The following is a 24,696-nucleotide window of genomic DNA, read 5'->3' on the forward strand; positions in this document are numbered from 1 at the left end:
TTTGCGCTGAAGCCCTTGATAGGGCAACGCTTATCGCTTCAGGCGCCGCCGGGGCCCTCCGGAATTGGCGAAAATAGCCACAATTTCCTGCCGATTTCATGTCCAAAAGAACCATCCTGAGCTTTCCCGACCCGCGCCTGCACACGGTGGCCAAGCCGGTGCAAGGCATCGACGCGCAGACCCGCGAGCTGGTCACCGACATGCTCGAGACCATGTACGACGCCAAGGGCATCGGCCTGGCCGCGACCCAGGTCGACGTGCACCAGCGCGTGGTCGTCATCGACGTGTCCGAGGAGCACGACGCGCCCCTGGTGCTGATCAACCCAGAGATCGTCTGGGCCAGCGACGAGAAGGTGCTCAACGAAGAAGGCTGCCTCTCGGTGCCCGGCATCTACGACGGCGTGATGCGTTCGACCTCGGTGCGGGTGAACGCCCTCGATGCCGACGGCAAGCCGCACACCATCGAGGCCGACGGCCTGCTGGCCGTGTGCATCCAGCACGAGCTCGATCACCTGCTGGGCAAGGTCTTCGTCGAATACCTGTCGCCGCTCAAGCGCAACCGCATCAAGAGCAAGCTGCTCAAGCAGCAGCGCGAAGAAGAGCGCGACGCCGCGCAGGACGCCCGACGGTGAGCGCGAACTGGCGCCCGTCCCTGGCCTGTGCCGCGCTGGCGGCGCTGGTCCTGGCCGGCTGCGCCAGCGAGCCCACCCGGCTGCCGCTGGGCGTCACGCGCGCCGACGCCCTGCAGCGGCTGGGCACCCCGACCGCGGTCTATCCGCTGCCTGGCGGCGGCGAGCGGCTCCAGTACTCGCGCGGCCCGATGGGCTACGAAGTGAACAACGTCGACGTCGACGCGCAGGGCCAGGTCGTGTCGACCCGCCAGGAACTGCAGGAGGCGCTGTTCGACCGCACCATCCAGGCAGGCCGCTGGCGCGAGGCCGACGTGCTGCGCACCTACGGCCGGCCCTACGAGGTCGCGCGCGTGGGTTCCTTCGACGGCGTGGTCTGGACCTGGCGCTTCAAGTCGATGAATGCGCCGCGCCTGCTGCACATCTACATCGACCCGACCGGCGAGGTGGTGCGCTACCACACCGCCGATGACGTGATGCGCGACGACGTGCGCTGGTGAGAGGTTTCCCCTTGAGTCTGAAGATCGGCTTTGCCGGCACGCCCGAATTCGCCCGTGTCGCCCTGGAAACCCTGCACGGCGCCGGTTTCGACATCCGCCTGGTGCTGAGCCAGCCCGATCGCCCGGCCGGCCGCGGCATGAAGCTGCAGGCCTCGCCGGTCAAGCAGTTCGCGCTGCAGCACGGCTGGCCCGTGGCGCAGCCGCGCAGCCTGCGACTCGACGGCAAGTACCCCGACGAGGCCGCCGCGGCGCGCGACACCCTCCTGGCGGCCGAACTCGACGTGCTGGTGGTCGCGGCCTACGGCCTGATCCTGCCGCAATGGGTGCTCGACGCGCCCCGGCTGGGTTGCCTCAACATCCATGCGAGCCTGCTGCCGCGCTGGCGCGGCGCCGCGCCGATCCATCGCGCCATTGAGGCCGGCGACACCGAGACCGGCGTCACCATCATGCAGATGGACGCGGGCCTGGACACCGGCGCGATGCTGCTGCGCGAGTCGCTGCCCATCGGCGACGACAGCACGGCGCGCCTGCACGACAAGTTGGCGGCCATGGGCGGCCGGCTGATCGTCGACGCACTGCGCCAGGCCGAGGCCGGCACGCTGCAACCGGTGGCCCAGCCTGCCGAAGGCGTGACCTACGCCCACAAGATCGAGAAGCACGAGGCGGCCATCGACTGGCAGCAGGACGCCCCGACGCTGGTGCGCCGCGTGCGCGCCTTCGACCCCTTTCCCGGCGCCAGCAGCGTGCTCGACGGCGTGGCCGTCAAGTGCTGGTCGGCCGAGGTGCAGAGCGGCGGTGCGGCCGAGGCCCCGGGCACGGTGCTCGCCGTGTCGCCTGCGGGCATCGACGTGGCCGTGCACGGCGGATCGGTCCGCCTGACCGAGCTGCAGCGCCCCGGCGGCAAGCGCCTGCCCGCAGCCGACTTCCTGCACGGCTTCGACGTCAAGCCCGGCCAGGTGTTCGGCTGATGTTCCTGAGCGCAGCGGTTCGCGGCCGTCCCACCTTCCGCGAAGGCGTCGTCACCATGGCGCCGATGGCGCTGGGCATCGGCGCCTGGGGCCTGATGACCGGCGTGGCCATGGTCAAGTCGGGCATGAGCGTGTTCGAGGCCGTGGCGATGACGCTGCTGGTCTATGCCGGCAGTTCGCAACTGGCGGCGATCCCGCTGCTGGTGGCCGGCGCGCCGGCCTGGGTGGTGCTGGCCACGGGCTTCTGCGTGAACCTGCGCTTCGTGGTGTTCAGCCTGCACCTGCGGCCCTACCTGATGCACATGCCGCGCTGGCGCCGCATGCTGCACGGCTACCTCACGGCCGACCTGAGCTACGCGGTCTTTACCCACCGCTACCCGGTGCCGCCGGCCAACGAAGCCGAGCAGCACGCACAGGAGGCCTACCTGACCGGCGGCTACTTCATCACCTGGTGCGCCTGGATGGGCATGAGCGCGGTCGGCATCGCGCTGGCCAACTTCATCCCGCAGGCCTGGGGCCTGGGCTTCGCGGGCGTGCTGAGCCTGGTCGGCATCCTGTGTTCGATGGCGACCACGCGGCTGCGCGTGCTGTCGGCGCTGATCGCCGGCGCCACGGCCGTGGCGGCCTATGCGCTGCCCCTCAAGCTCAACATCGTGACCGGCATCGGGGTCGCGGTGCTGCTGTGCTTCTGGCTCGAGAAGCAGTTCGTGCGCAACCCCGCGGAGGCTGATCGATGAGCGGCGACACCGATCCCTGGACCCTGGTGGTGATCCTCGGCCTGGCCGGCGTGACGGTGCTCACGCGCTGCTTCTTCTTCATCCTCGACCGGCCCTGGGGCCTGCCCGAATGGGCGCACCGCGCGCTGCACTACGCGCCCATCGCCGCGCTGTCGGCGGTGGTCATCCCCGAGATCGTGATGAGCCAGGGCCACCTGGTGAGCACCTGGCAGGAAGCCCGCCTCTACGCCGCGCTGGCCGGCGCCGGCTACTACTTCTGGCGCGGCGGCGTGCTGGGCACCATGGTGGTCGGCATGGCCGTCTACCTGCCGCTGCACCTGGGCCTGGGCTGGTAGGGTCGCGCGGGGCGCGGCCCTGCGCCCCCGCGCGAAACGGCCAAAACTACAATGGCCGAAGCCCCCCGCCTTCCCTCTTTCCTCACTTCCTCTCCCGCCATGAACGTCATCCGCTTCACCGATCTCTGTGCACAAGGCAAGGTTGCCGGCCAGCGCGTCTTCATCCGTGCCGACCTCAACGTCCCGCAGGACGACACCGGCCGCATCACCGAAGACACGCGGGTGCGCGCCTCGGTGCCCTGCATCCAGCTGGCGCTCGACGCCGGCGCCGCGGTGATGGTGACCTCGCACCTGGGCCGCCCGACCGAGGGGGCGTTCAAGCCCGAGGACTCGCTCGCCCCCGTGGCCGAGCGCCTGAGCGAACTGCTGGGCCGCGAAGTGCGCCTGGTGGCCGACTGGGTCGACGGCGTCGAGGTGCAGCCGGGCCAGGTCGTGCTGCTCGAGAACTGCCGCGTCAACAAGGGCGAGAAGAAGAACGACGAGACGCTCGCGAAGAAGATGGCCGCGCTGTGCGACATCTACGTGAACGACGCCTTCGGCACCGCCCACCGCGCCGAAGCCACCACCTACGGCATCGCCCAGTTTGCGAAGATCGCCTCGGCCGGCCCGCTGCTGGCGGCCGAGATCGACGCCATCACCAAGGCGCTGGCCCAGCCCGCCCGCCCGCTGGTGGCGATCGTGGCCGGCTCCAAGGTCAGCACCAAGCTGACCATCCTCAAGAGCCTGGCCGAGAAGGTCGACCAGCTGATCGTCGGCGGCGGCATCGCCAACACCTTCATGCTGGCCGCGGGCCTGTCGATCGGCAAGTCGCTGGCCGAGCCCGACCTGCTGGACCAGGCCACGGCCGTGATCGAGGCCATGCGCGCGCGCGGCGCCGCGGTGCCGATCCCGGTCGACGTGGTGACGGCCAAGACCTTCGCGGCCGATGCGCCGGCCACCGTCAAGGCCGCCGATGCGGTGGCCGAGGACGACCTGATCCTGGACATCGGCCCCAAGACCGCCGAGCTGCTGGCCGCGCAGCTGCGCGAGGCCGGCACCATCGTCTGGAACGGCCCGGTGGGCGTGTTCGAGTTCGAGGCCTTCTCGCACGGCACCGAGGCCATCGCCCGCGCCATCGCCGACAGCAAGGCCTTCTCGATCGCCGGCGGCGGCGACACGCTGGCCGCGATCGCCAAGTACGGCATCGAGAAGGACGTGGGCTACATCTCGACCGGCGGCGGTGCCTTCCTCGAGATCCTCGAGGGCAAGACCCTGCCGGCCTTCGAGATCCTGACCAAACGCGCGGCCGGCTGATCGACCCCGGTGCCAACGAAAAAGCCCGCGATTGCGGGCTTTTTCAATGGGGCGCTGCGGATCAGGCCGCGGCCGGCATCGGTGCGCGCATCGCGCTGGTGGCGCGGCCCTGGAAGTCGGTCCAGCACTGGCGCGAGAAGTCGTAGAGCTTGCAGGCGCGCGCGGTCGAGAAGTACCACTTCCAGGAGAAGGGCTGGATGATGATCCGCTCGGGCAGCAGGTGCTCGAGCATCTTCTGCGCTTCCTTGAGCTTGTACAGCGGGATGCTCATGTCCACGTGGTGCGCGGTGTGCTCCATGATGTGGTGCATCATCGCGCCGACCTGCATCGGGAAGGTCAGGTGCACGGTGGTCGAGACGAAGGGCTGGGCGCGCTGCCAGGCGGCCTTCTCGTCGTGCCACTGCACCTTGACGTGCGTGTGGTGGCCGTAGATCACGAAGCCCATCATGTTGAACCAGAAGGCCATCGGCACCACGAAGCCGATCAGCAGCGCCAGCAGCACCGACTGGCCGGTGGCCAGCGCGGCGGCCGTGAGGGCCGCGATCCAGAGCGCGGCGAAGCCGGTCACCAGGGCGCAGTCCTTGCCGAAGATCGGGCGGTAGCTGTTGCCCATCACCGAGCGGCGCGGGAACATCATCTTCTTCCACCAGATCTCGATCATGTAGTACAGCCCCGGGCCCCAGCCGCTGCGGTAGATGCGCTCGAGCCCGCGGCGCACCGGCGACAGCGCGCGGTACTCGTCCTGCGTGAGCGGCGCCCAGACGAAGTCCACGCCCTTGAGGTTGGTGAAGCCGTGGTGCACCACGTTGTGGCCCATGTCCCAGAGGCTGTAGGCCGTGAGGGAGGGCAGGAAGGCGATCCGGCCCAGCCACTTGTTCAGGCGCCGGTGCGGCGTCAGGCTCTGGTGGCAGCCGTCGTGGCCGATGATGAACAGCCGCCCGATCACGAAGCCCGCCAGCAGCGCGGCCAGCAGCTTGAGCCAGATCGGCTTGAGCAGCACCGTGCCGGTCAGCAGCGCGCCGAACAGCAGGTAGTCGATGGCGAGCATCACCAGCGCGCGCACGGTGGTGCGCTGCGAGATGGGGATCAGCCAGGAACGGATGATCTTGCGGTGCGGCAGCGGCGCTTCCGGCGGCAAGGGCGTGACAACGGGATCAGATGGGCTCTGCATAAGACGGGCAAAAGGAGGAAGGACGACGGCGCAATCCTGCACCGTAGCGTATTCATCGGAAGGGGATATGACCGAGATCAAGCAGCCTCAGGGTTGTCTTGGCAACCGTGTCATATCGCGCGAGGTCATCCCCGCATGTGAGAATTGTGCCAAAAGCCCGAATACCCCCAGGAGACGCAACCCCGTGGACACCACCCGACTTCCCCGCCATGCCACCAAGATCGTCGCGACCCTCGGTCCGGCATCGAACACGCTCGAGCTGATCGAGCAGCTGATCCACTACAAGGTCAGCGTGGTACGGCTGAACTTCAGCCATGGCATCGCCCAGGACCACATCGACCGTGCCGCCATGGTGCGCGAGGCCGCGCGCCGCGCCGGCCGCGAGGTGGCGATCATGGCCGACCTGCAGGGTCCGAAGATCCGCGTGGGCAAGTTTGCCCAGGGCAAGATCTGGCTCGAGCCCGACGCCAAGTTCGTGCTCGACGCCTCGCGCACCGAGCTGGGCGACGTCGACGCCGTCGGCCTCGACTACAAGGACCTGCCGCGCGACGTGAAGGCCGGCGACCGCCTGCTGCTCAACGACGGGCTGATCGTGCTCAAGGTCGACCTGGTCCGCGGCCAGGCCGTGCACACCACCGTGGTGCTGGGCGGCGAGCTGTCGAACAACAAGGGCATCAACAAGCAGGGCGGCGGCCTCACGGCCCCGGCGCTGACCGCCAAGGACATGGAGGACATCAAGACCGCGATGAGCTTCCAGGCCGACTACGTGGCCGTGAGCTTCCCCAAGAACGCGACCGACATGGAAATGGCACGCCAGCTGTGCAACGTGGCGGCCGCCGAGTTCGGCCACCGGCCGGGCATGATCGCCAAGATCGAGCGCGTCGAAGCGATCCCCAACCTGGAAGAGATCCTGCGCGCCAGCGACGGCATCATGGTGGCCCGTGGCGACCTGGCCGTGGAAGTGGGCAACGCGGCGGTGCCGGCGCTGCAGAAGAAGATGATCCGCATGGCGCGCGAGATGGACCGCGTGGTCATCACCGCGACCCAGATGATGGAGTCGATGATCACCAACCCGGTGCCCACGCGCGCCGAGGTGAGCGACGTGGCCAACGCGGTGCTCGACGGCACCGACGCCGTGATGCTGAGCGCCGAGACCGCCTCGGGCCGCTATCCGCTGGCCACCGTGCAGGAGATGAGCCGCATCTGCGAAGCCGCCGAGCAGGCCGAGGACACGGCGCGCGACACCGACTTCAGCGGCCACACCTACGCCCGCATCGACCAGGCCATCGCCATGGGCGCGCTGTTCACCGCCCACCACCTGGGCGCCAAGGCCATCGTGGCGCTGACCGAGTCGGGCTCGACGCCGCTGTGGATGAGCCGCCATTCGGCCCACATCCCGGTCTATGCGCTGACCTCGCGCCTGTCGACGCAGCGCAAGATGGCGCTGTTCCGCAACGTGCGCCCGCTCTTGATGGACTCGCAGACCGACCGCGACACCGCGCTCGAGCAGGCCGAGGCCCACCTGAAGAAGCGCGGCATCGTGCAGAGTGGCGACGTCTACGCCATCACCTGCGGCGAGCCCATGGGCGCGCCGGGTGGCACCAACATGCTGAAGATCTGCCGGGCCTCCTGAGGCGAGCAGGGGGCGGCGTTCCGCCGGCGGCATCGCATTCCAACACGTCGACAGCGGCGCCCTGCGCTCAGTTGCCGTCGAGCCTTGAGGAGAACGGATGATCTGGTTCCGCAGACGCGACAACAAGACGAACCCGGCCGGCGCGTCGCCGCCTTCCTCGCCCGCGACGGGTGCGTCGCACCGGATCGATGTCACGGCCGCCGGCATCCGCATCGACCACACCCTGCTGGAGGCGCTGACGGTGTCGGCGCTCACGGCCCTGCTCGGGACGCCGCGCGTCGTGCCACCCGAGGACCCGGCGCCGGACGAGCGCGGCCTGGTGCGCAGCACGCTGGTGATATGGGACGACGCGGGCGTGCGCGCCTACACCCGGGGCGGCGACGAGGTGAGCGAGCTGTCGATCCGCCTGGCCGAGGACCCCGCCTGGGATCGATCGACCTCGCGCGATGCGCGCGAGGGTCACCCGCGCCGCGTCTTCACCGGAACCTTCACCGTGGGCGGGCAGAACCCGCTCGAGACGATCCCCGAAGCAGAACTGCGCAAGGCGTACATCTTTCTCGAAACGAAGGTCGGGCCCTGGGAAAGCACGTTCTCCCTCCATGAGACAGCGTGCGGCGCGCTCCGGTCCATGGTGTTCGCCGAGCGCTTCGCGAAAAGCAATACCGACGAACTCGCGAACATCGTGCGGGCTGCCGCGCACCCGTTCCGCGAGGTCGCGATCGGCCATCTGGCTCCGAAACGGGTGAAGAAGCCCTCCGGGAAGTGGCAGGTGCCCATGGCCACCGAACCGGTGCTGGAGATCGCGTCCTTCCCGTTCCGCCTGGCCATCGTCCAGCACCTGATGTTCGACCAGGCGCTGCTGGTGCCGCGCTTCGATGTCCACGATTTCGCCCAGGATCAGGGTGCACGATCCTTCGATCCCGACGAGATCGGGTACGAAGTCATCCCCGCGGTGCGCGACTGGTTCGCCCGGCTCCCGATCCCGGCACGTCTCGCGGCGCAAGTCGAGACATTGGTGCTCGACGGCGGCAACGACATCTACCTGCAGTTGATCCCCCAGTGGGACGGCGAGGACGACGCCTTCGCGATCACCAGCCTCACCGCCGCGGACCTCGCACCCTTCACGCGGCTTCGCCGGGTCGACGACATCGGCGGATTCCTCGGCCCTGGCGCCCGCACCGCGCTCATCGCGCGTGGCGTCACCGTGACCTAGCACGGGCCCACGGGCCGCGGATTCGCCGCGGCGGCGTAGGCCGCGGCCGCGTCCTGCCGACCCGGGGAAAACCAAATGCATCCGGGCTGCGTACAGCCGGGATGCCCTTCTCCCACTTCCTCCGCCGGCGCCGCAGCGCGCTGCTGGCCGCCGGCGCGCTGGCCCTGTCCGCCTGTTCCCCGATCAAGCTGCTCGACCGGCTCACGCCGAGCGACACCTACCAGGCCGACACCGGCATCGCCTACGGCAGCGCGCCGCGCCAGCAGCTCGACGTCTACCGGCCGCTGCCGGCCACCGCGCCGCCCGAGGGCCGGCGCCCGCTGATCGTCTTCTTCTACGGCGGCACCTGGACCACGGGCGAGCGGGCCAGCTTCCGCTTCGTCGGCGAGGCGCTGGCGGCACGCGGTGCGGTGGTGGTGATCCCCGACTACCGGCTGTCGCCGCAGGTGACCTATCCGGTCTTCGTGCAGGACAGCGCGCTGGCCCTGAAATGGGGCCTGGACAACGCGGCCCGGCTGGGCGCCGACCCGCAGCAGGTCTATGTGATGGGCCACAGCTCGGGCGGCTACAACGCCGCCATGCTGGCGCTCGATGCGCGCTGGCTGGGCGCCGTGGGCGCGAGCCCGAAGCAGCTGGCCGGCTGGATCGGCCTGGCCGGCCCCTACGACTTCCTGCCCATGGGCGACCCCGATGCGCAGCGCGCCTTCGACTGGCCGAACACGCCGCGCAGCTCGCAGCCCATCGCCCACGTCTCGGCCGCCTCGCCGCGCGCGCTGCTCTTGGCCGCGAGCAAGGACAACCTGGTCGACCCGGTGCGCAACACCGGCCAGATGGTGCAGAAGCTGCGCGCCGACGGGGTCGAGGTGCAGACGCAATCCTTCGACAACCTGAGCCATGTGACGCTGATCGGGGCCCTCGCCACCCCGATCCGCTGGATCGGCGGGCCGGTGCTGCCGCCCATCCTGGACTTCGTGGGGTTGCCGTCGGACCTGTCCCACAAGGTGGCTCGGTAGAATCGAGGCAGTTTTTCTACAGTCTTCCCACCAATTTTCCCGCGAGGTATTTCCCATGGCTCTCGTTTCGATGCGCGAACTGCTGGACCACGCAGCCGCCAACGGCTACGGCATTCCGGCTTTCAACGTCAACAACCTCGAACAGGTCCAGGCCGTGATGGAAGCGGCCAAGGAAACCGGTGCGCCGGTGATCCTGCAGGCCAGCGCCGGCGCCCGCAAGTACGCGGGCGAGGGCTTCATCAAGCACCTGATCCAGGCGGCGCTCGAAAGCTACCCGAACATTCCGCTGGTCATGCACCAGGACCACGGCCAGAACCCGGACGTGTGCCAGGGCGCGATCGACCTGGGCTTCTCCTCGGTGATGATGGACGGCTCGCTCGAGGCCGACGGCAAGACCATCGCCAGCTACGAATACAACGTCGAAGTGACGAAGAAGGTCGCGCAGCTGGCGCACCGCGTCGGCGTCACGGTCGAAGGCGAACTGGGCTGCCTGGGCTCGCTCGAGACCATGAAGGGCGACAAGGAAGACGGCCACGGCACCGACGCGACCATGACGCGCGAACAGCTACTGACCGACCCCGAGCAGGCCGCCGATTTCGTCAAGCAGACGCAGATCGACGCGCTGGCCATCGCCATCGGCACCAGCCACGGCCCGTTCAAGTTCACGCGCAAGCCCACCGGCGACATCCTGGCGATCGACCGCATCAAGGAAATCCACCAGCGCATTCCCAACACCCACCTGGTGATGCACGGTTCCTCGTCGGTGCCGCAGGAACTGCTGGCCATCATTCGCCAGTACGGCGGCCAGATCAAGGAAACCTACGGCGTGCCGGTCGAGGAAATCCAGGAAGCCATCAAGCACGGCGTGCGCAAGATCAACATCGACACCGACATCCGCCTGGCCATGACCGGCGCGGTGCGCAAGTTCCTGTTCGAGAACCCCGAGAAGTTCGACGCCCGCGAATGGCTCAAGCCGGCGCGCGAGGCGGCCAAGCTGGTCTGCAAGCAGCGCTACATCGAGTTCGGCTGCGAAGGCCAGGCCTCGAAGATCAAGGGCGACACGCTGCAGGTCGTGGCCGCCAAGTACGCGAACGGAGAACTCGCACAACAAGTCCGCTGAGAACATGTGAATGAACCTGCTGCGCACACCGGTCCCGCATCTGCGGTGCTCACCGCACCTCAGTGCGGCTGCGCTCCTCGACGCAGGCTCGGGGCGCTCGCGACGGTTCCTTCACACGTTCTGAGGCTCCCGGCCGACGGACAACGAGCCACCGTTCGCGGTGGCTTTTTTCTGCGCGCACAATCCGCTTTCCCTTCCCCTGTTTCCATCACGCCCCCGCCATGACGACCGTCCACACTTCCTCCATCCAAAGCCTGCCCCTGCTCGCGCGCGGGAAGGTGCGCGACAACTATGCGGTCGGCAACGACCGCATCCTGATGGTCGCGAGCGACCGGCTCTCGGCCTTCGACGTGATCATGGGCGAACCCATCCCGGGCAAGGGCGTGCTGCTCACCCAGATGGCGCTGTGGTGGTTCGAGCGCCTGGGCCACCTCTGCCCCAACCACCTGACGGGTGAGGCGCCCGAGAGCGTGGTCACCGAGGCCGAGGTGCCGCAGGTCAAGGACCGCTCGATGCTGGTCAAGCGCCTGAAGCCGATCCCGGTCGAGGCGGTGGTGCGCGGCTACCTGGCCGGCAGCGGCTGGAAGGAATACCAGGAATCGCGCTCGGTCTGCGGCGTGCCGCTGCCCGAGGGCCTGCGCAACGCCAGCAAGCTGGCGCGCCCGATCTTCACGCCCGCGGCCAAGGCCGCCATGGGCGAGCACGACGAGAACATCAGCTACGACCGCGTGGTCGAGATGGTGGGCCCCACGCTGGCCCAGCAGATCCGCGACACCAGCATCGCGATCTACGAGACCGCGGCCCAGATCGCGCTTGCCAAGGGCATGATCATTGCCGACACCAAGTTCGAGTTCGGCCTGGACGAGGCCGGCACGCTGGTGCTGATGGACGAGGTGCTCACGCCCGACAGCTCGCGCTACTGGCCGGTCGAGGGCTACGACGAGGCGCTGGCCAACGGCACCAACCCGCCGAGCTACGACAAGCAGTTCGTGCGCGACTGGCTCGAGTCGACCAAGGTCAACGGCAAGCCCTGGGACAAGACCCCGCCGGCGCCGCGCCTGCCGGCCGAAATCACCGAGAAGACCGCTGCCAAGTACCGCGAAGCGCTGGACCGGCTCACCGCCGGCTGAGGGCCGAAGCGGGCCGCGCTCAGCGGCTCTCGAGCACCGCGGTCGTGCGGCCGCTGCCGTCGAGCAGCGTGAGTCGCGTGCCGCCGGCCAGGCTGTACTGCGTGGTGGCCTTGATCGCGGCCAGGAAGTCGGTCTCGATGATGCTGCGCGTGTTGTCGAGGCAGGCCATGCGCGTGGCGGCGAGCTGCTCGATCTTGAGCGAATGCCCGGTGCGCTGGTAGCTGCCGGTCAGGCGGTTGCAGCCGCCCGAGCCGGTGACGCGTGCGCCGTCGAACTGAAGCTGCGCGCCGCGCTGCGGATCGGGGTCGACCGGCAGCGGCTGGTTGCCGATGCTGACCAGGCTCCAAGTGCGCGACTCGATCGGTTCGTCCAGGCTCACCGTGGTGCCACAGGCCGCCAGCAGGGCGGCACCGGACAGGAGCAGGGCGGTCAGGGCGGTGGGCCGGACGAAGGGGCGCATGGGAGGTCCTTTCAGGAACAACGAGGGGGCGGAGGGCCTCAGCTCAGCACGACGCTGCTCAGGCGCCGGCGGTAGGTCGCCACCGTCGGATCGTCGGGCGGGATCTGTCCGTCGGCCACCTTGGGCTTGGGCGGCTCGATGAGTTCGAGGATCGCAATGTACGTCTTGCGGGCCAGATCCTCGCTCCAGGCCTTGTCGCGCATCAGGATTTCCAGCAGCTCGTCCATCGCGTCGGTCCAGCGCTGCTCGGCGATCAGCAGCTGCGCGCGGCCGAAGCGGGCCTCGAAGTCGCGCTTGCCGGCCGCGATGCGGCTGTCGAAATCGGCCACGGCCGGCGCCGGACCGTTCACCGGTGCCGCGAAGTCGATCGCGTTCATCCAGCGCTGCAGCGCGTCGAAGCGGCGCACCGCGGGCGCCTTGGCGATCACCGGCGCGAAAGCCACCTTGGCGTCGTCGCTGCGGCCCAGCTGCAGCAGCAGCTTGACGTAGTCGAAGCGCGCGTCGTCGTTGGCCGGGTCGGTGGTCACCGCGTGCTGCAGTTTCTCGAGCGCGCCATCGGTGTCGCCTTCGGCCAGCGCTTCCTGCGCGGCCTCTTCCTGGGCGGCGGCCTCGAGTTCCTCGGCCGCCGGCACGTGCTTGTCGAGGAATTCGCGGATCTTCTCGGCGGGAATGGCGCCGACGAAGCCGTCGACCGGCTGGCCGCCGACGAACATCACGCAGAAGGGGATGCTGCGCACGCCGAACATCTGCGACAGCTGGGTCGAGATCTGCGGCACCTTGTCGGCGTCGAGCTTGGCCAGCGTGAAGCGGCCGGCGTACTCGGTCTCGAGCTGTTCGAGCACCGGGCCCAGCTGTTTGCAGGGTCCGCACCATTCGGCCCAGATGTCGAGCAGCACCGGCGTGGTGGCCGAACCTTCGATCAGCGCGGTCTGGAAGTTTTCGAGGGTGATATCGATCATCGGATGCAGATGGAGGCAAAACGTAAAATTGCGACCATGAACCAAACAATCCAGGTCGGCGTGGTGATGGGATCGAACTCCGACTGGGAGACGATGCGTCACGCGGTCGAGATTCTCCAGCAATTCGGCATCACCCACGAAGCACGGGTGGTCTCGGCCCACCGCATGCCCGACGAACTCTTCGCCTATGCCGAAAGCGCGGCCCCGCGCGGGCTGGCCGCGATCATCGCCGGTGCCGGCGGCGCGGCCCACCTGCCGGGCATGCTGGCGGCCAAGACCACGGTGCCGGTGCTGGGCGTCCCGGTGGCCAGCCGCCACCTGCAGGGCGTCGATTCGCTCTACAGCATCGTGCAGATGCCCAAGGGCGTGCCGGTCGCGACCTTTGCCATCGGGAATGCCGGCGCCGCCAACGCGGCGCTGTTCGCCATCGCCATGCTGGCGGTGGGCAACCCGCGGCTGCGCACCCAGCTCGACACCTTCCGCAGCGCGCAGACCGCGGCCGCGCAGGCCATGACGCTGCCGCCGCCCGAGCCCGGTGCGGCCAGCGCGCCGGCCGTGTCGCCCTTCTCGCCGCAGGGCGGGGGCGCACTGTGAGCCACGCCGTCTCGCCCTATCTGCAGCCCGGCAGCACGCTGGGCGTGCTCGGCGGCGGCCAGTTGGGCCGCATGTTCGCCCAGACGGCCCAGCGCATGGGCTACTTCACGGCGGTGCTCGACCCCGACGCCGACAGCCCGGCCGGCCGGGTGAGCCACCACCACATCCACACCGACTACACCGACGTCGCGGGCCTGGCCCGGCTGGCCGGCCTGGCCGAGGCCATCACCACCGAATTCGAGAACGTGCCCGCGCCCTCGCTCGAGCACCTGGCCGCGGCCCGGCCGGTGGCGCCCGGCGCGGCCGCCGTGGCGATCGCGCAGGACCGGATCCGCGAGAAGGCGCACTTCATCCGCTGCGGCGTGGCCTGCGCGCCGCACGCGGTGATCGAGACCGCCGCCCAGCTGGACGCGGTCGCCGACGAACTGCTGCCCGGCATCCTCAAGACCGCCCGCCTGGGCTACGACGGCAAGGGCCAGCAGCGCGTCGCCACGCGCGAACAGCTGGCCGCCGCCTGGGAAGCCACCGGCGGCGTGCCCTGCGTGCTCGAGAAGCTGCTGCCGCTGGACTTCGAGTGCTCGGTGATCGTGGCCCGCGGCCACGACGGCCAGATGGTCCACCTGCCGCCCCAGCGCAACCTGCACCGCGACGGCATCCTGGCCGTGACCGAGGTGCACCCCGACAACATGCCGGCCGCGCTGGCCGCGCGCGCGGTGGCCTCGACCCGCTCGATCGCCGAGGGCCTGGCGTACGTGGGCGTGCTGTGCGTCGAGTACTTCGTGCTGGCCGACGGCGCGATGGTGGTCAACGAGATGGCGCCGCGCCCGCACAACAGCGGCCACTGGTCGATGGACGCGAGCGACGTGTCGCAGTTCGAGCTGCAGGTGCGCACCCTGGCCGGCCTGCCGCTGACCGCGCCGCGCCAGCACAGCCCGGCGCTGATGCTCAACCTGCTGGGCGACCTCTGGTTCGAGGACGGCGACGACGCCACGCCGACCGAGCCGCCCTGGGCCGACGTGCTGGCGCTGCCCGGCACCCACCTGCACCTCTACGGCAAGGCCTCGGCGCGCCGCGGGCGCAAGATGGGCCACCTGAACATCACCGGTGCCGACATCGCCACGGTGCGCGCCACCGCCGACTTCGCCGCCGCGGTGCTGGGCCTGCCCATCCCGCTGTCGGAGTAAGCGCCATGATCGTCGACGGCCGCTCCCCCGATGCCATCGCCGCCGCGGCGGTGCAATTGCGCGCGGGCGGCCTGGTGGCCTTCCCGACCGAGACCGTCTACGGCCTGGGCGCCGACGCCGGCAGCGACGCGGCCGTGACCGGCATCTTCCGCGCCAAGGGCCGCCCGGCGGACCATCCGCTGATCGTCCACGTGCCGGCCGGCCCCAAGGGCACCGAGGCGCTGTCGTACTTCGCGCAGCCGCTGCCGGCCTTTGCCGAGAAGCTGGTGCTGGCCTTCTGGCCCGGCCCGCTGACCCTGATCGTCACGCGCCAGCCCGGCGTCGCCACGGCTTCCGCGGGCGGGCAGGACACCATCGGCCTGCGCTGCCCCGCGCACCCGGTGGCGCAGGCGCTGCTCGAGGCCTGCGCCGCGCAGGGCGTGCTCGGCCTGTCCGGCCCCAGCGCCAACCGTTTCGGCCGCGTGAGCCCGACCACCGCGCAGCATGTGCACGCCGAATTCGGCGAGACGCTGATGGTGGTCGACGGCGGCCCCTGCGCCGTGGGCATCGAATCGACCATCGTCGACTGCAGCCGCGGCGCCCCGGTGCTGCTGCGGCCCGGCGCGATCACCCGCGACCAGATCGAGGCCGCCTGCGGCGAAGCCCTGCGCGACAAGCACGACCTGGCCGCGCCCGACCCGCGCGCCTCGGGCACGCTGGCCGCGCACTACGCGCCCGAGGCCAAGCTGCGGCTGATGGACGCGCGCGCCCTGCAGGCCGCGCTCGACGTGCTCGGCGCCCAGGCCGCACACATCGCCGTCTGGGCGCGCACACCGCTCAAGCACCGCTCGCAGCGCGTGCTGCAGCGGCGCATGCCCGACGACGCGGCCGCAGCGGCGCAGCAGCTGTTCGCGGTGCTGCGCGAGTTCGACACCGAAGGCGTCAAGCTGATCTGGGTCGAGACCCCGCCCGACACGCCCGAGTGGGAAGGCGTGAAGGACCGGCTGCAGCGCGCCGCGGCGGCCTGACGCTCAACTGCCCGCAGCCAGCACGCCCTGGAAGAAGCCGCGGGCCGTGGCCAGGCAGAAGGGCGGCACCAGCGCGCCGTGGTAGGCCAGCGTGACCGCCTGGGCCTTGTCGCTCGGCGTGCCCACCGTGTTCGCCGCCAGCGAGGCCTTGGCCTGCGCGAAGCCGGCGCGCGCGGGCGCGTAGGCATCGACCGCGGCCGATTCTTCCAGGTCCACCGTCGTCAGCGCGGCGGCCGGCACGCCCTTGGCGAGGAAATAGCCAATCGTCGCTTGGGTGCTCACGAAGTTCACCGTCGGGTCCTTGGCGCCGCCGCACATCAGCACCGGCTTGGTCGGCGTCCAGTTGCGCAGGTCGTTCGCCACCGCCGCCTTGCGGAAGCCCGTGGACGGCGTGCAGCCCAGCGGCGTCGCCGTGCCCAGCGATGCCGGCGTGGACGGCAGCGCATTGCCGGGGCAGGGGTTGGCCTGGATGTCGCCGGCGGCCAGCGTCAGGTAGCTCTGGCGCACCAGGTTGTTGGCGCCGTAGAAGATCGACAGCGAGGGGTCGACCGGCCCCGGCACGGCGCCGGCCGGGAACAGCGCCAGCTGCGGCAGCTTGTTCGAGCTGAACAGCGTGTCGGGCGTCAGGCTCGGCAGCAGGGTCTCGATGCCGGTGGCGTACGGGGCCTCGTAGACGTCGGCGGGGGTGGTGTAGACGTTACCGAACTGCTGCTGCCAGCTGGTCGTCAGCAGCGGCACGAACAGCGTGCTGCCCAGCGCAGGCCAGCCCTGGAAGGTGTAGTCGGTCAGCAGGCTGATGGCCGAGGGCGCCGACAGCGGGGCCGAGGCCGTCACCGCCTGGCCCGTGGCCTGCAGCTCGCGATGCGCCGCCATGGCCACGTAGCCGCCCTGCGAGTAGCCGCTGACGAACAGCGTGCCGGCATCGCTGGCACCAATGGCCGTGAAGGTCTTGCGGGCCGCGGTGAGCGCATCCACCATGTCCTTGCCCTGCTGGTCGCCGTCGAGGTAGGGGTGGTAGGGCAGCGTCGACTTGTCGTAGCCCGCGTAGTTGGGCGCCACCACGATGAAGCCCTGGGCCGCGAAGGTGGCGGCGATCAGCAGGCCTTCGCCGGCGGCGGCCTGGGTGGTGTCGGTCCACTTGGCGAGGTTGTAGCTGCGGTCCGCCGTGGTGCCGTGCGCATAGAGCAGCACCGGACGCTTGCCGCTGCAGGCCGCGTCGGTGCCGGTGGGCACCATCACGGCGGCGGTGGCGTTGGTGGCCTCGTTCTTCGCGCCGATGGTGCGGTACTCAAGGTAGCGGGTGTCGACGCCGCACTTGGGCGTACCCGCCACCTGCAGCACCGCGCCGCCCTGGGCACTGCCCTGCAGGCTGGCCGTGAAGTCGGCGGCCGAGAGCTTGGCTGCCTGTTCCGGCGGGGCGACCACCGAGCCCCGACCCGTGTCGGCGACGGGCGGCGGTGCGGGCGCCGGCGCGGGCGGGGGTGCAGGCGGCGTCACGACGACGCTGCTGTCCCCGTCGCTGCCGCCGCAGGCCGCGAGCAGCAGCGTGAGGCCTGCGAGGGCCGCTGCGTGGCGCAGCGGGGTGGAGAGATGTTGTTTTTGCACGGTGTGTCTCCTGCGTTGAATGGAATCGAACGACCGTCCGATTCTGTTCAGCGCTCCGCGCCCGATGCAATGGGGTTTGCCTGCGCCGGTGGCGCGGCGCCGATCAGTTGTCCTGGGTCGCCCAGTCCACCAGCGCGTCGAAGGCGGGCCGTGCCGCGGCCGCGTTGCCGTGGTTGGCGATCGCCACCAGCACGTAGCGCCGTCCGCTGGCGCCGTGCACGTAGCCGGCCACGCCGGCGGCGTCGCGCAGCGTGCCGGTCTTGAGGTGGGCCGCGCCGCCCGAACGCAGTGCCCGCTTGCGCAGCGTGCCGTCGACGCCCGAGGCCGGCAGCGAGGACATCAGCTCGGGCATCACCGGCGAGCGCCAGGCCACCTGCAGCATCTTGGCCAGCGCCGCGGCGCTGATGCGCTCGTCGCGCGACAGCCCCGAGCCGTTGTCGAACACCGGCTGGCCTTCGCCGGTGCCGATGCGGTCGTTCCACCATTGGCGGATGGCGCTGCGCGAGGCCTCGAGCGAGCCGCGCTTCTTCTGCTGCAGGCCCAGCGTGAGGAACAGCTGCTGTGCCATCACGTTGTTGCTGTACTTGTTGATGTCGCGGATCACCTCGGCCAGCGGTGGCGAGTTGACCTCGAAGGCCGGCTTGAGATCGGCCGGCACGCGTCCGTCGCGCACCTGGCCCTTGAGGGGATGGCCCATCTCGGTCCAGAGGCCGCCGATCGCGCGCGCCGCGTAGCGGCCCGGGTCGGCATAGGCCACGGCCCAGCTTTTCTCGCCACAGGCCGCCGGGTAGCTGCCGGTGAAGCCCATGCGTGCCGGGTCGGCCACCTCGGCGCCGATCGTCGTGCGCCAGTCGCCGCATTCGCCGGCCGACAGCGGCAGCGTGGACTGCATCGCCACGCCCAGCAGCGGCGGGTCGAAGCTCACCTGCGCGGTCGAGTTCGCGCGGTTGGGCTGGAAGCTCATGACCACCGACTTGAAGTTGACCAGCAGCGCGTCGGGTGCCGCGTTGTAGGGGCGCAGGCCCTCGCCGTCGAAGGCTGCGGGGTCGGCTTCGGGCGTGTCGAAGGCGCTGCGGTCGAGCACGATGTCGCCGGCGATGCTCTGGATGCCCAGGCCCTGCACCCGCCGCATCAGCAGCCACAGCCGCTCGATCACCAGCTTGGGATCGCCCTGGCCGCGGATGTAGAGGTTGCCCTCGAGCACGCCGTTGCGGACCGGGCCGTCGATGTAGACCGGCGTGTTCCAGGTGTAGGCCGGCCCCAGCAGGTCGAGCCCGGCGTAGGTGGTGACCAGCTTCATGATCGAGGCCGGGTTCACCGGCACCTGCGTGCGCCAGGCCAGGCGCGGCGGCCGCACGCCGTCGGCGTCGGCCACCAGCAGCGTCACGGCCTCGCGCGGGACCTTGGCACGCGCCAGCGCGGCCTCGACCTCGGGCGGCAGCGCCTGGGCGGCGGCCGCCAGGGGCAGCAGCGGCAGCGCGGCGAGGGTGGCAAGACGGAGGGTGGCGCGGGCGCGGTGCAGGGCGGAACGGGGCATCGGCGCATTATCCCGGCCTGTCGCCGGCGCTTGCCCCCAGGCCGGCAGGCCGCCGCGCGGCGCCCGGATAATCGGGGCATGTCCGCCGCCTCCCGCCTTTCCTCTTTCCAGCCCGGCTGCACGCCGGACGCGGCCCATGGCTGACGACAAGCTGCTCGCCTTCGACACCAGCACCGACATGCTGAGCGTGGCCGTGCGCCATGGCGCGCGCGTGTTCGCCCACAGCGGCCCGGGCGGCGCGCAGGCTTCGGCCACGCTGATCCCGCTGATCCGCCAGTTGCTGGCCGAGGCCGGCCTGGCGCTGGCCGACCTCGACGCGATCGCCTTCGGCCGCGGGCCCGGTTCCTTCACCGGCCTGCGCACCGCCTGCGCCGTGGCGCAGGGCCTGGGCTTCGGCGCCGGCGTGCCGCTGCTGCCGGTCGACACGCTGCAGGCCGTGGCCGAGGAGGCCCGCCACCGTTTCGGCGCCGTGCGCGTGGTGGCGCTGCTCGATGCGCGCATGGACCAGGTCTATGCCGCGCGCTACGACTTCGACGCCCCCCCCGACGCCCCGGTCGAAGCCGAACTGCTGGCCCCCGAGGCGGTGACCGTGCCCGAGGGCTGGGTGCTGGCCGGCAATGCCTTCGCGGCCTACGGCGAGCGCCTGCCCGCCGTCACGCGCCATGCGGTGCTGCCCACCGCCGAGGCCCTGCTGCGGCTCGCGCCCGCGCTGCTGGCCGCCGGGCGCGCGGTGGCGCCGGCCGACGCCGCACCGCTCTACGTTCGCGATAAAGTGGCACAGACCACCGAAGAACGCGCGGCCCTCAAGGCCGCGCAGCAAGCCACGCCTACGCCATGAGCGCCGTCCTGCAGCCCCTCGAAGCCCGCTTCGACGCCATGAGCGTCGAGCGGCTGCCGGCGGTCTGCGCGATCGAGAAGCAGGCGTACACGCACCCCTGGACGCACGCCAACTTCATCGACTCGATGGCCGCGGGCTACCGCTGCCAGCTGCTGATGGGCGGCGACACCGTGATCGGCTACTTCGTGGCCATGAAGGGCGTCGACGAGGTGCACCTGCTCAACATCACGGTCGCACCCGAATTCCAGCGCCAGGGCTGGGCCCTGCTGATGCTCGAGGCGCTGGCCGGCTGGTCGCGCGGCCAGAACGCGCAATGGCTGTGGCTCGAGGTGCGCGTGAGCAACGCGCGCGCGCTGCACATCTACGAACACCACGGCTTTCGCCGCGTCGGCGTGCGCAAGGGCTACTACCCCGCCTTCGGCGGCCGCGAGGACGCGGTGGTGATGAGCCTGCGGCTGAACGAACCGACCAGCGCCTGGGGCGCGCTCACGCCATGAGCACCGCCGCGCGCAGCGCAGAAGCGATCCAATGAACGAATCCACGATGAACCTCGATGCGCGCCAGCGCGCCATGCTCGACGAGATGGGCATCAAGGTCTGGTGGCCGAGCACCGTGCAGGCCGCGCCGGAAGCGGCCTCCGCGCCCGCCGCCGTGGTCGAGGCGCCGGTGGTGCCGGCCCGCGTCTTGCGCGAAGCCCCGGCACCCAGCGCGCCGGTCCAGGCGCCGGCGCCGGTCCGTGCCCCGGTCGCCGCACCCGTCGCAGCGCCCACGGCGCCGGTCGCGCGCACCCACGGCGCCGCCGTGCTGGTCGAGGCGCCGCGGCTGCTGCATGGCGGCGTGGCGGCACCGGGCGGTGGCTGGCTCATCGTGGCCGACATGCCCCCCGAGGCCGACGGCCGCCACGGCGATCCCTTCGCGGGCGACGCCGGCCGTCTGCTCGACAACATGCTGCGCGCACTGCAGTTGCAGGGCGGCGAGCGGCCGGTGCACCTGATGCGCACGCACCGCGGCGTCGCGGCCGGGCGCGCCGACAGCCCGAGCCCCCTGGACGACAGCTTCGCCGCCCACGCACAGGCGCTTGCGCCGCGCGTGGTGCTGGCCATGGGCCCGCTGGCCGCGCAGAGCCTGCTGCAGAGCACCGACCCGCTGGGCAGGCTGCGCGGCCGCGCCGTGCCGATGGCGGCCTGGGGCGGCCTGCCCGTGGTGGCCACCTACCACCCGGCCTACCTGCTGCGCAACCCGGCCGACAAGGCCCGTGCCTGGGCGGACCTCTGCCTGGCGGCGGCGCAGGTGGCGCAGGCCTGAACGACCAAGGCGACACGGCCTGCGCCGTGTCGCCTGGCGGATCGAGGCCGGGCGTTCAGCGCGGCGTCAGAACTTCCACAGCAGGTTGGCCCGCACGCCGTGGTCTTCCACGCCGCTGCCGACCTGGCCGCTGTACGACACGCCCAGCGTCAGGTTGCGCTGCAGGCTGAAGTCCAGGCCGCCTTCCAGCACGGCCACGTCCTTGCCGATCGGTGCACCGGCCACGCTGAAGGCCGAGGAGCCGGCAAAGCGGGCCGCCGATGTCGGCGCGGTGTCGCCGAAGGCATGGCGCCAGCCGACCATGCCGCGCAGCGTCGCCTGCAGGCCGCCCAGGGCGACCGCGCTGCTGGCGCGCAGGCCCAGCGTGCTGAAGCTGGTGCTGGTGGTGTCGCCGGCCACGCCGAGCGCGGCCGCGCCGCCGGATTCGGTGAAGCCGTCGGTCTTCAGCCGCACATGCGCCAGGCCCGCGAAGGGTTCCAGCAGGCCGCCGCCGGCCGGCAGGGCCCAGCCCAGTTCGCCGAAGATCTGCAGCGCCTTCGCGTCGTAGTCGCCCTTGAGCCGGTCGGAGAAGCCGGTGAAGCCGACCTGGCGCTGCGTCTCGACCTGGCTGAGGCTGTAGCTGGCGCCGGCGCGCAGGCCCAGCGCGCCCCACTGCTTGGCGCCGTAGGCCCCCAGGTGGTAGGTGTCGCTGTCGGCCGAGGAGGCGCGTGCGGCCAGCGCGGTGCGCCCGCGGGTGTAGCCGCCGATCACGCCCACGCGGGCGTCGCTGCCCAGCGCGGTGTCGGCGCCGACCAGCAGACCGGTGGTGTTGCGGTCGATGCTGCCCGCATTGCCGTTGCCGTCGTTGCTGCCCAGCGAGCGCAGCGCGCGCACCCAGAGGCCGCCGCGGCCCGCCAGGTCGTCCGCCGCGGGCACGCCGCCCAGCGACTGGCGCGCGCGGTCGAGGCCGGCCTCGCGCACGAAGCGGCTGTCCTCGATGGCGGCCGACTTGACCGAGGCGTGCAGCTCGCCCGAGAGCTGGTCGAAGGCGCTGCGCGCGGTCGGCGCGTCCAGTTGCACCACGGCGTTGTAGAGCGCGCCGGTGCGCACGCTGTCGATCGCGCCGCCGCTGGCGCGCTGGTTGGCCGTGACGCCGACGTCGCCGAAGCGCAGGTCGTTGCGCGTCAGGCCCAGCAGCACGTCCTGCGCGGTGTAGCTCAGCACGGGGGTCAGGAAGGCGAAGTTCGACGACACGCCGCCGAAGGTGCCCACGCGCGACCCGGCGCTGAGGAGGGTGTAGCGCGTCACGGGGTTCCAGCTGCCGTCGGCTGCCAGCACGATCACCGAGGCGCCGCCCAGCGTGGCGGTGCCGCTCACGCGGATCAGGTCGCTGCGGCCTGCACCTGGTACTTGGCAGTGGCGTCGAAGCGCAGGTCGCCGTTGATCTGGAGCGTGCCGATGCCGCTGCCGGCAGGGGCCACCGTCGAGTCGGCCAGCAGCGTCGTGCTGCCCAGCGTGCCGATGCCCTGGAGCGTGGCGCCGCTGCCGATGCTGGTGCTGCCGCCGAGCACGCTGTCGATCAGCAGCGTGCCGCCGAGGATCTGCGTGCTGCCGGTGAAGGCCGAGCCGTCGCCGGTGTAGCGCACCACGCCGGCGCCCGTCTTGCGCAGGTTGCCGCTGCCCGACAGCGCGTTGGCCAGCGTGCCGTCGCTCGCCTGGTCGATCACCAGCGCCGCGTTGTCGACGATCGCGCCGGTGCCGAAGCTGTTCACGTGGCCCACCAGCGTGCCGCCGCTGATGGTGGTGCCGCCCGCATAGGTGTTGGTGCCCGTTAACGTGAGCGTGCCGGTGCCGGTTTTGACCAGCGAGCCGCTTTTGGCGGTATCCGAGATCACGCCACCGATGGTCGTGTTGGTGTTCAGGCCACCGAGGGTCAGCTTCTTGCGGCCCAGCAGCACATTGCCGTCGCCCTCCAGCGAGCCGATGGCCGTGCCGGTGGTCGCCAGATGGATGTCGACGATGCCGCCGGCCTGGTTGATCACTGTGGCACCGCTGCCCGAGCCGTTGTCCCAGAACTCGAGCTTGCCGCCGGCCTTGTTGGTCAGTGTGGCGTTGCCGGCCGAGCTGTTGTCGATGAACGCGGTGGCACCGCCCGCCGTGTTGAGGATCTGGGCTGTGCCCGCGGTGGTGTTTTCCCAGAACACGGTGCTGCTGCCGCGGCCGCTGTTCGTGATGCGCGCGCTGCCTGCGCTTGCATCGTCGCGCAGTTCGAACGACCCCTGGTTGTTCACCGTGGCGTTGCCGACCGAGCTGTTGCCGACGAACTGCAGAGTGCCCTGGTTGATGCCGGCCTCCGGCACGGGCCGCGCCGCCACGTTGATCACCAGGTTGTCGGCGCGGGTGTTGCTGTCGAAGCGCAGGAAGCCGTTGGCATCGACCAGCACGGGGCCGCTGCCCAGCGCGCCCGTCACGCCGACCGCGAGCACGCCGCCGTTGACCGTGGTGCCGCCGGTGTAGCTGTTGACGTGGGTCAGCGTCGTGGTGCCGGCGCCGGTCTTCACCAGCGAGCCGCCGGCGCCCGAGATCAGGCCGCCGATGGTGGTGCTGCTGAAGACGGTGTCCAGGCCGCCGAAGGTCAGCTTTCTGGCGCCCAACAGCACGCGGCCGTCGCCTTGCAGCGAGCCGATGGCCGTGCCGGTCGTCGCCAAGCGGATATCGACGGTGCCGCCGGCCTTGTTGATCACGGTGGCGCCGCTGCCCGAGGCGTTATCCCAGAACTCGAGCGTGCCGTCGGCTTCGTTGGTGAGCCTGGCGCTGCCTGCCGAGCTGTTGTCGATGAATGCGGTGGCGCCCTTGGCCTGGTTCACGATCTGCGCCGTGCCGGCCGTGGTGCTCTCCCAGAACATCGTGCTGCCGCTGACGCCGATGTTCGTGATCAGTGCGCTGCCTGCGGTCGCGTTGTCGCGCAATTCGACCGAGCCCTGGTTGTTCACCGTGGCGTTGCCGGCCGAACTGTTGTCTTTGAACTGGAGGAGGCCGCTGTTGATGCCGGCCTCGGGCACGGGCCGCGGCGCCACGTTGATCACCAGGCCGTCGGCGCTGTCGCTGCCGGTGAAGACCTGGTCGGTTCCGGCCAGCACGTCCACCGGGCCGGCCGCCCGGGCATGGCCCGCGCCCATCGCCGCCAGCGCCAGCACACACGCACCCGCCAGCGCGGACAGCCTGACGCCGGAATGGCTGCCGAGGGCCGTGGCCGACGCGCTGGCGTCAGCGCCGCCGCGTCCGCCCGAAGCGACTTCGGACACGGCCTGGCAGACGTTGAGCGCGCGGTTGAGGACGGTGCGGTGGATGCGGTTCATGGGTCAGCAACTTCCGTTTTCACAAAAAGAAATAGTTGTGACGTATTGATACGTTTGGACGCCAGAGGGCCGGCCCCGAAAGAGGGCGTCCTTTCTGCCAACTGATGGTGAAAATCCGCCACGGGAA

24 protein-coding genes are annotated in these 24,696 nt (G+C 70.6%); 17 read left to right on the forward strand and 7 right to left on the reverse strand.

Annotation, left to right across the window (positions count from 1 at the left end; translation table 11 throughout):
* Positions 1-98 precede the first annotated feature (98 nt).
* The 6 genes from def to K0H49_RS17835 all read left to right on the forward strand — a co-directional run bounded on the left by def (position 99) and on the right by K0H49_RS17835 (position 4,462).
* Positions 99-632 carry a peptide deformylase gene (gene def, locus K0H49_RS17810; RefSeq protein WP_219215246.1) on the forward strand — a complete coding sequence of 178 codons (534 nt, stop codon included), beginning with the start codon at positions 99-101 and terminating at the stop codon, positions 630-632.
* Entirely contained in the window at positions 629-1,129 is a 501-nt protein-coding gene (locus K0H49_RS17815; protein WP_219215249.1) for a hypothetical protein, read from the forward strand. Before def ends, K0H49_RS17815 begins: the two co-directional genes overlap by 4 nt.
* 17 nt (positions 1,130-1,146) lie before the next feature.
* On the forward strand, positions 1,147-2,097 hold the full coding sequence (gene fmt, locus K0H49_RS17820; RefSeq protein WP_219215529.1) for a methionyl-tRNA formyltransferase: 951 nt from the start codon (positions 1,147-1,149) through the stop codon (positions 2,095-2,097).
* On the forward strand, positions 2,097-2,834 hold the full coding sequence (locus K0H49_RS17825; protein WP_219215251.1) for an AzlC family ABC transporter permease: 738 nt from the start codon (positions 2,097-2,099) through the stop codon (positions 2,832-2,834). Before fmt ends, K0H49_RS17825 begins: the two co-directional genes overlap by 1 nt.
* Entirely contained in the window at positions 2,831-3,169 is a 339-nt protein-coding gene (locus K0H49_RS17830; protein ID WP_219215253.1) for an AzlD domain-containing protein, read from the forward strand. The genes K0H49_RS17825 and K0H49_RS17830 overlap by 4 nt, the downstream gene beginning before the upstream one ends.
* 99 nt (positions 3,170-3,268) lie before the next feature.
* On the forward strand, positions 3,269-4,462 hold the full coding sequence (locus K0H49_RS17835; RefSeq protein ID WP_219215256.1) for a phosphoglycerate kinase: 1,194 nt from the start codon (positions 3,269-3,271) through the stop codon (positions 4,460-4,462).
* Between the two features lie 61 nt (positions 4,463-4,523).
* Here the strand turns inward: K0H49_RS17835 and K0H49_RS17840 are convergent, their stop codons facing one another.
* The gene (locus K0H49_RS17840) at positions 4,524-5,633 is read right to left on the reverse strand and encodes a fatty acid desaturase (protein ID WP_219215258.1); all 1,110 of its coding nucleotides are present in this window, start codon (positions 5,631-5,633) and stop codon (positions 4,524-4,526) included.
* Between the two features lie 184 nt (positions 5,634-5,817).
* Here K0H49_RS17840 and pyk point away from each other — a divergent pair, with 184 nt between their 5' ends.
* The 5 genes from pyk (at position 5,818) to K0H49_RS17865 (ending at position 11,742) form a co-directional block, all read left to right on the forward strand.
* Positions 5,818-7,266 (forward strand): pyruvate kinase, encoded by a 1,449-nt coding sequence (gene pyk / locus K0H49_RS17845; protein ID WP_183025262.1) that lies wholly within the window; start codon positions 5,818-5,820, stop codon positions 7,264-7,266.
* Between the two features lie 97 nt (positions 7,267-7,363).
* Complete coding sequence (locus K0H49_RS17850) at positions 7,364-8,479, forward strand: DUF6892 domain-containing protein (protein ID WP_219215260.1); 1,116 nt, start codon at positions 7,364-7,366, stop codon at positions 8,477-8,479.
* 101 nt (positions 8,480-8,580) lie between these two features.
* Entirely contained in the window at positions 8,581-9,492 is a 912-nt protein-coding gene (locus tag K0H49_RS17855; RefSeq protein ID WP_219215262.1) for an alpha/beta hydrolase, read from the forward strand.
* A gap of 55 nt (positions 9,493-9,547) precedes the next feature.
* The gene (gene fba, locus K0H49_RS17860; RefSeq protein WP_219215265.1) at positions 9,548-10,612 is read left to right on the forward strand and encodes a class II fructose-bisphosphate aldolase; all 1,065 of its coding nucleotides are present in this window, start codon (positions 9,548-9,550) and stop codon (positions 10,610-10,612) included.
* A gap of 221 nt (positions 10,613-10,833) precedes the next feature.
* Complete coding sequence (locus tag K0H49_RS17865; RefSeq protein ID WP_219215267.1) at positions 10,834-11,742, forward strand: phosphoribosylaminoimidazolesuccinocarboxamide synthase; 909 nt, start codon at positions 10,834-10,836, stop codon at positions 11,740-11,742.
* Positions 11,743-11,761: 19 nt separating this feature from the next.
* Here the strand turns inward: K0H49_RS17865 and K0H49_RS17870 are convergent, their stop codons facing one another.
* Complete coding sequence (locus tag K0H49_RS17870; RefSeq protein WP_219215269.1) at positions 11,762-12,202, reverse strand: META domain-containing protein; 441 nt, start codon at positions 12,200-12,202, stop codon at positions 11,762-11,764.
* Between the two features lie 38 nt (positions 12,203-12,240).
* A complete protein-coding gene (locus tag K0H49_RS17875) occupies positions 12,241-13,161 on the reverse strand; it encodes a tetratricopeptide repeat protein (protein ID WP_219215271.1) in 921 nt (306 codons plus the stop codon).
* A 36-nt stretch (positions 13,162-13,197) separates the two neighbouring features.
* Here K0H49_RS17875 and purE point away from each other — a divergent pair, with 36 nt between their 5' ends.
* From purE to K0H49_RS17890, 3 genes are read left to right on the forward strand one after another with little or no spacing between them, the layout of a single operon-like run.
* Entirely contained in the window at positions 13,198-13,755 is a 558-nt protein-coding gene (gene purE / locus K0H49_RS17880) for a 5-(carboxyamino)imidazole ribonucleotide mutase (protein ID WP_219215273.1), read from the forward strand.
* A complete protein-coding gene (locus tag K0H49_RS17885) occupies positions 13,752-14,939 on the forward strand; it encodes a 5-(carboxyamino)imidazole ribonucleotide synthase (RefSeq protein WP_219215275.1) in 1,188 nt (395 codons plus the stop codon). The genes purE and K0H49_RS17885 overlap by 4 nt, the downstream gene beginning before the upstream one ends.
* 5 nt (positions 14,940-14,944) lie before the next feature.
* A complete protein-coding gene (locus tag K0H49_RS17890; protein WP_219215277.1) occupies positions 14,945-15,946 on the forward strand; it encodes an L-threonylcarbamoyladenylate synthase in 1,002 nt (333 codons plus the stop codon).
* 3 nt (positions 15,947-15,949) lie between these two features.
* Here K0H49_RS17890 and K0H49_RS17895 read toward each other — a convergent pair whose 3' ends face one another.
* Together K0H49_RS17895 and dacB are read right to left on the reverse strand one after the other, a co-directional pair.
* Positions 15,950-17,551 (reverse strand): alpha/beta hydrolase family protein, encoded by a 1,602-nt coding sequence (locus tag K0H49_RS17895; RefSeq protein WP_219215280.1) that lies wholly within the window; start codon positions 17,549-17,551, stop codon positions 15,950-15,952.
* A 103-nt stretch (positions 17,552-17,654) separates the two neighbouring features.
* Positions 17,655-19,088, reverse strand: coding sequence for a D-alanyl-D-alanine carboxypeptidase/D-alanyl-D-alanine endopeptidase (dacB, locus tag K0H49_RS17900; RefSeq protein WP_219215281.1), 1,434 nt, complete (start codon positions 19,086-19,088; stop codon positions 17,655-17,657).
* A gap of 136 nt (positions 19,089-19,224) precedes the next feature.
* Between dacB and tsaB the strand changes: the two genes are divergently transcribed.
* The 3 genes from tsaB to K0H49_RS17915 are packed head-to-tail and all read left to right on the forward strand — an operon-like array spanning position 19,225 to position 21,231.
* Positions 19,225-19,926 carry a tRNA (adenosine(37)-N6)-threonylcarbamoyltransferase complex dimerization subunit type 1 TsaB gene (gene tsaB, locus K0H49_RS17905; RefSeq protein ID WP_219215285.1) on the forward strand — a complete coding sequence of 234 codons (702 nt, stop codon included), beginning with the start codon at positions 19,225-19,227 and terminating at the stop codon, positions 19,924-19,926.
* Positions 19,923-20,423 (forward strand): ribosomal protein S18-alanine N-acetyltransferase, encoded by a 501-nt coding sequence (gene rimI / locus K0H49_RS17910; protein ID WP_219215287.1) that lies wholly within the window; start codon positions 19,923-19,925, stop codon positions 20,421-20,423. The genes tsaB and rimI overlap by 4 nt, the downstream gene beginning before the upstream one ends.
* A gap of 31 nt (positions 20,424-20,454) precedes the next feature.
* The gene (locus K0H49_RS17915) at positions 20,455-21,231 is read left to right on the forward strand and encodes a uracil-DNA glycosylase (protein ID WP_219215290.1); all 777 of its coding nucleotides are present in this window, start codon (positions 20,455-20,457) and stop codon (positions 21,229-21,231) included.
* 66 nt (positions 21,232-21,297) lie between these two features.
* On the opposite strand, the gene K0H49_RS17920 is transcribed toward K0H49_RS17915, so the two are convergent.
* Both K0H49_RS17920 and K0H49_RS17925 read right to left on the reverse strand, forming a co-directional pair.
* Positions 21,298-22,587, reverse strand: a complete 1,290-nt coding sequence (locus K0H49_RS17920; protein WP_219215293.1) for an autotransporter outer membrane beta-barrel domain-containing protein — start codon at positions 22,585-22,587, stop codon at positions 21,298-21,300.
* A 5-nt stretch (positions 22,588-22,592) separates the two neighbouring features.
* Positions 22,593-24,569: an autotransporter-associated beta strand repeat-containing protein gene (locus tag K0H49_RS17925; RefSeq protein WP_219215295.1), complete on the reverse strand. Its 1,977-nt coding sequence runs from the start codon at positions 24,567-24,569 to the stop codon at positions 22,593-22,595.
* Positions 24,570-24,696 lie beyond the last annotated feature (127 nt).

The sequence above is a fragment of the Variovorax boronicumulans genome (assembly GCF_019352895.1).
Lineage (GTDB): Bacteria > Pseudomonadota > Gammaproteobacteria > Burkholderiales > Burkholderiaceae_C > Variovorax > Variovorax boronicumulans_A.

Bases quoted from the DNA above. Each gene is read 5' to 3' on its own strand.
- K0H49_RS17890 (WP_219215277.1), top strand. From the start codon at position 14,945: ATGATCGTCGACGGCCGCTCCCCCGATGCCATCGCCGCCGCGGCGGTG.
- K0H49_RS17855 (WP_219215262.1), top strand. From the start codon at position 8,581: ATGCCCTTCTCCCACTTCCTCCGCCGGCGCCGCAGCGCGCTGCTGGCC.
- fba (WP_219215265.1), top strand. From the start codon at position 9,548: ATGGCTCTCGTTTCGATGCGCGAACTGCTGGACCACGCAGCCGCCAAC.
- K0H49_RS17825 (WP_219215251.1), top strand. From the start codon at position 2,097: ATGTTCCTGAGCGCAGCGGTTCGCGGCCGTCCCACCTTCCGCGAAGGC.
- dacB (WP_219215281.1), bottom strand. From the start codon at position 19,088: ATGCCCCGTTCCGCCCTGCACCGCGCCCGCGCCACCCTCCGTCTTGCC.
- def (WP_219215246.1), top strand. From the start codon at position 99: ATGTCCAAAAGAACCATCCTGAGCTTTCCCGACCCGCGCCTGCACACG.
- K0H49_RS17865 (WP_219215267.1), top strand. From the start codon at position 10,834: ATGACGACCGTCCACACTTCCTCCATCCAAAGCCTGCCCCTGCTCGCG.
- rimI (WP_219215287.1), top strand. From the start codon at position 19,923: ATGAGCGCCGTCCTGCAGCCCCTCGAAGCCCGCTTCGACGCCATGAGC.
- purE (WP_219215273.1), top strand. From the start codon at position 13,198: ATGAACCAAACAATCCAGGTCGGCGTGGTGATGGGATCGAACTCCGAC.
- K0H49_RS17870 (WP_219215269.1), bottom strand. From the start codon at position 12,202: ATGCGCCCCTTCGTCCGGCCCACCGCCCTGACCGCCCTGCTCCTGTCC.
- K0H49_RS17850 (WP_219215260.1), top strand. From the start codon at position 7,364: ATGATCTGGTTCCGCAGACGCGACAACAAGACGAACCCGGCCGGCGCG.
- K0H49_RS17925 (WP_219215295.1), bottom strand. From the start codon at position 24,569: ATGAACCGCATCCACCGCACCGTCCTCAACCGCGCGCTCAACGTCTGC.
- K0H49_RS17875 (WP_219215271.1), bottom strand. From the start codon at position 13,161: ATGATCGATATCACCCTCGAAAACTTCCAGACCGCGCTGATCGAAGGT.
- tsaB (WP_219215285.1), top strand. From the start codon at position 19,225: ATGGCTGACGACAAGCTGCTCGCCTTCGACACCAGCACCGACATGCTG.
- K0H49_RS17830 (WP_219215253.1), top strand. From the start codon at position 2,831: ATGAGCGGCGACACCGATCCCTGGACCCTGGTGGTGATCCTCGGCCTG.
- K0H49_RS17840 (WP_219215258.1), bottom strand. From the start codon at position 5,633: ATGCAGAGCCCATCTGATCCCGTTGTCACGCCCTTGCCGCCGGAAGCG.
- K0H49_RS17915 (WP_219215290.1), top strand. From the start codon at position 20,455: ATGAACGAATCCACGATGAACCTCGATGCGCGCCAGCGCGCCATGCTC.
- K0H49_RS17835 (WP_219215256.1), top strand. From the start codon at position 3,269: ATGAACGTCATCCGCTTCACCGATCTCTGTGCACAAGGCAAGGTTGCC.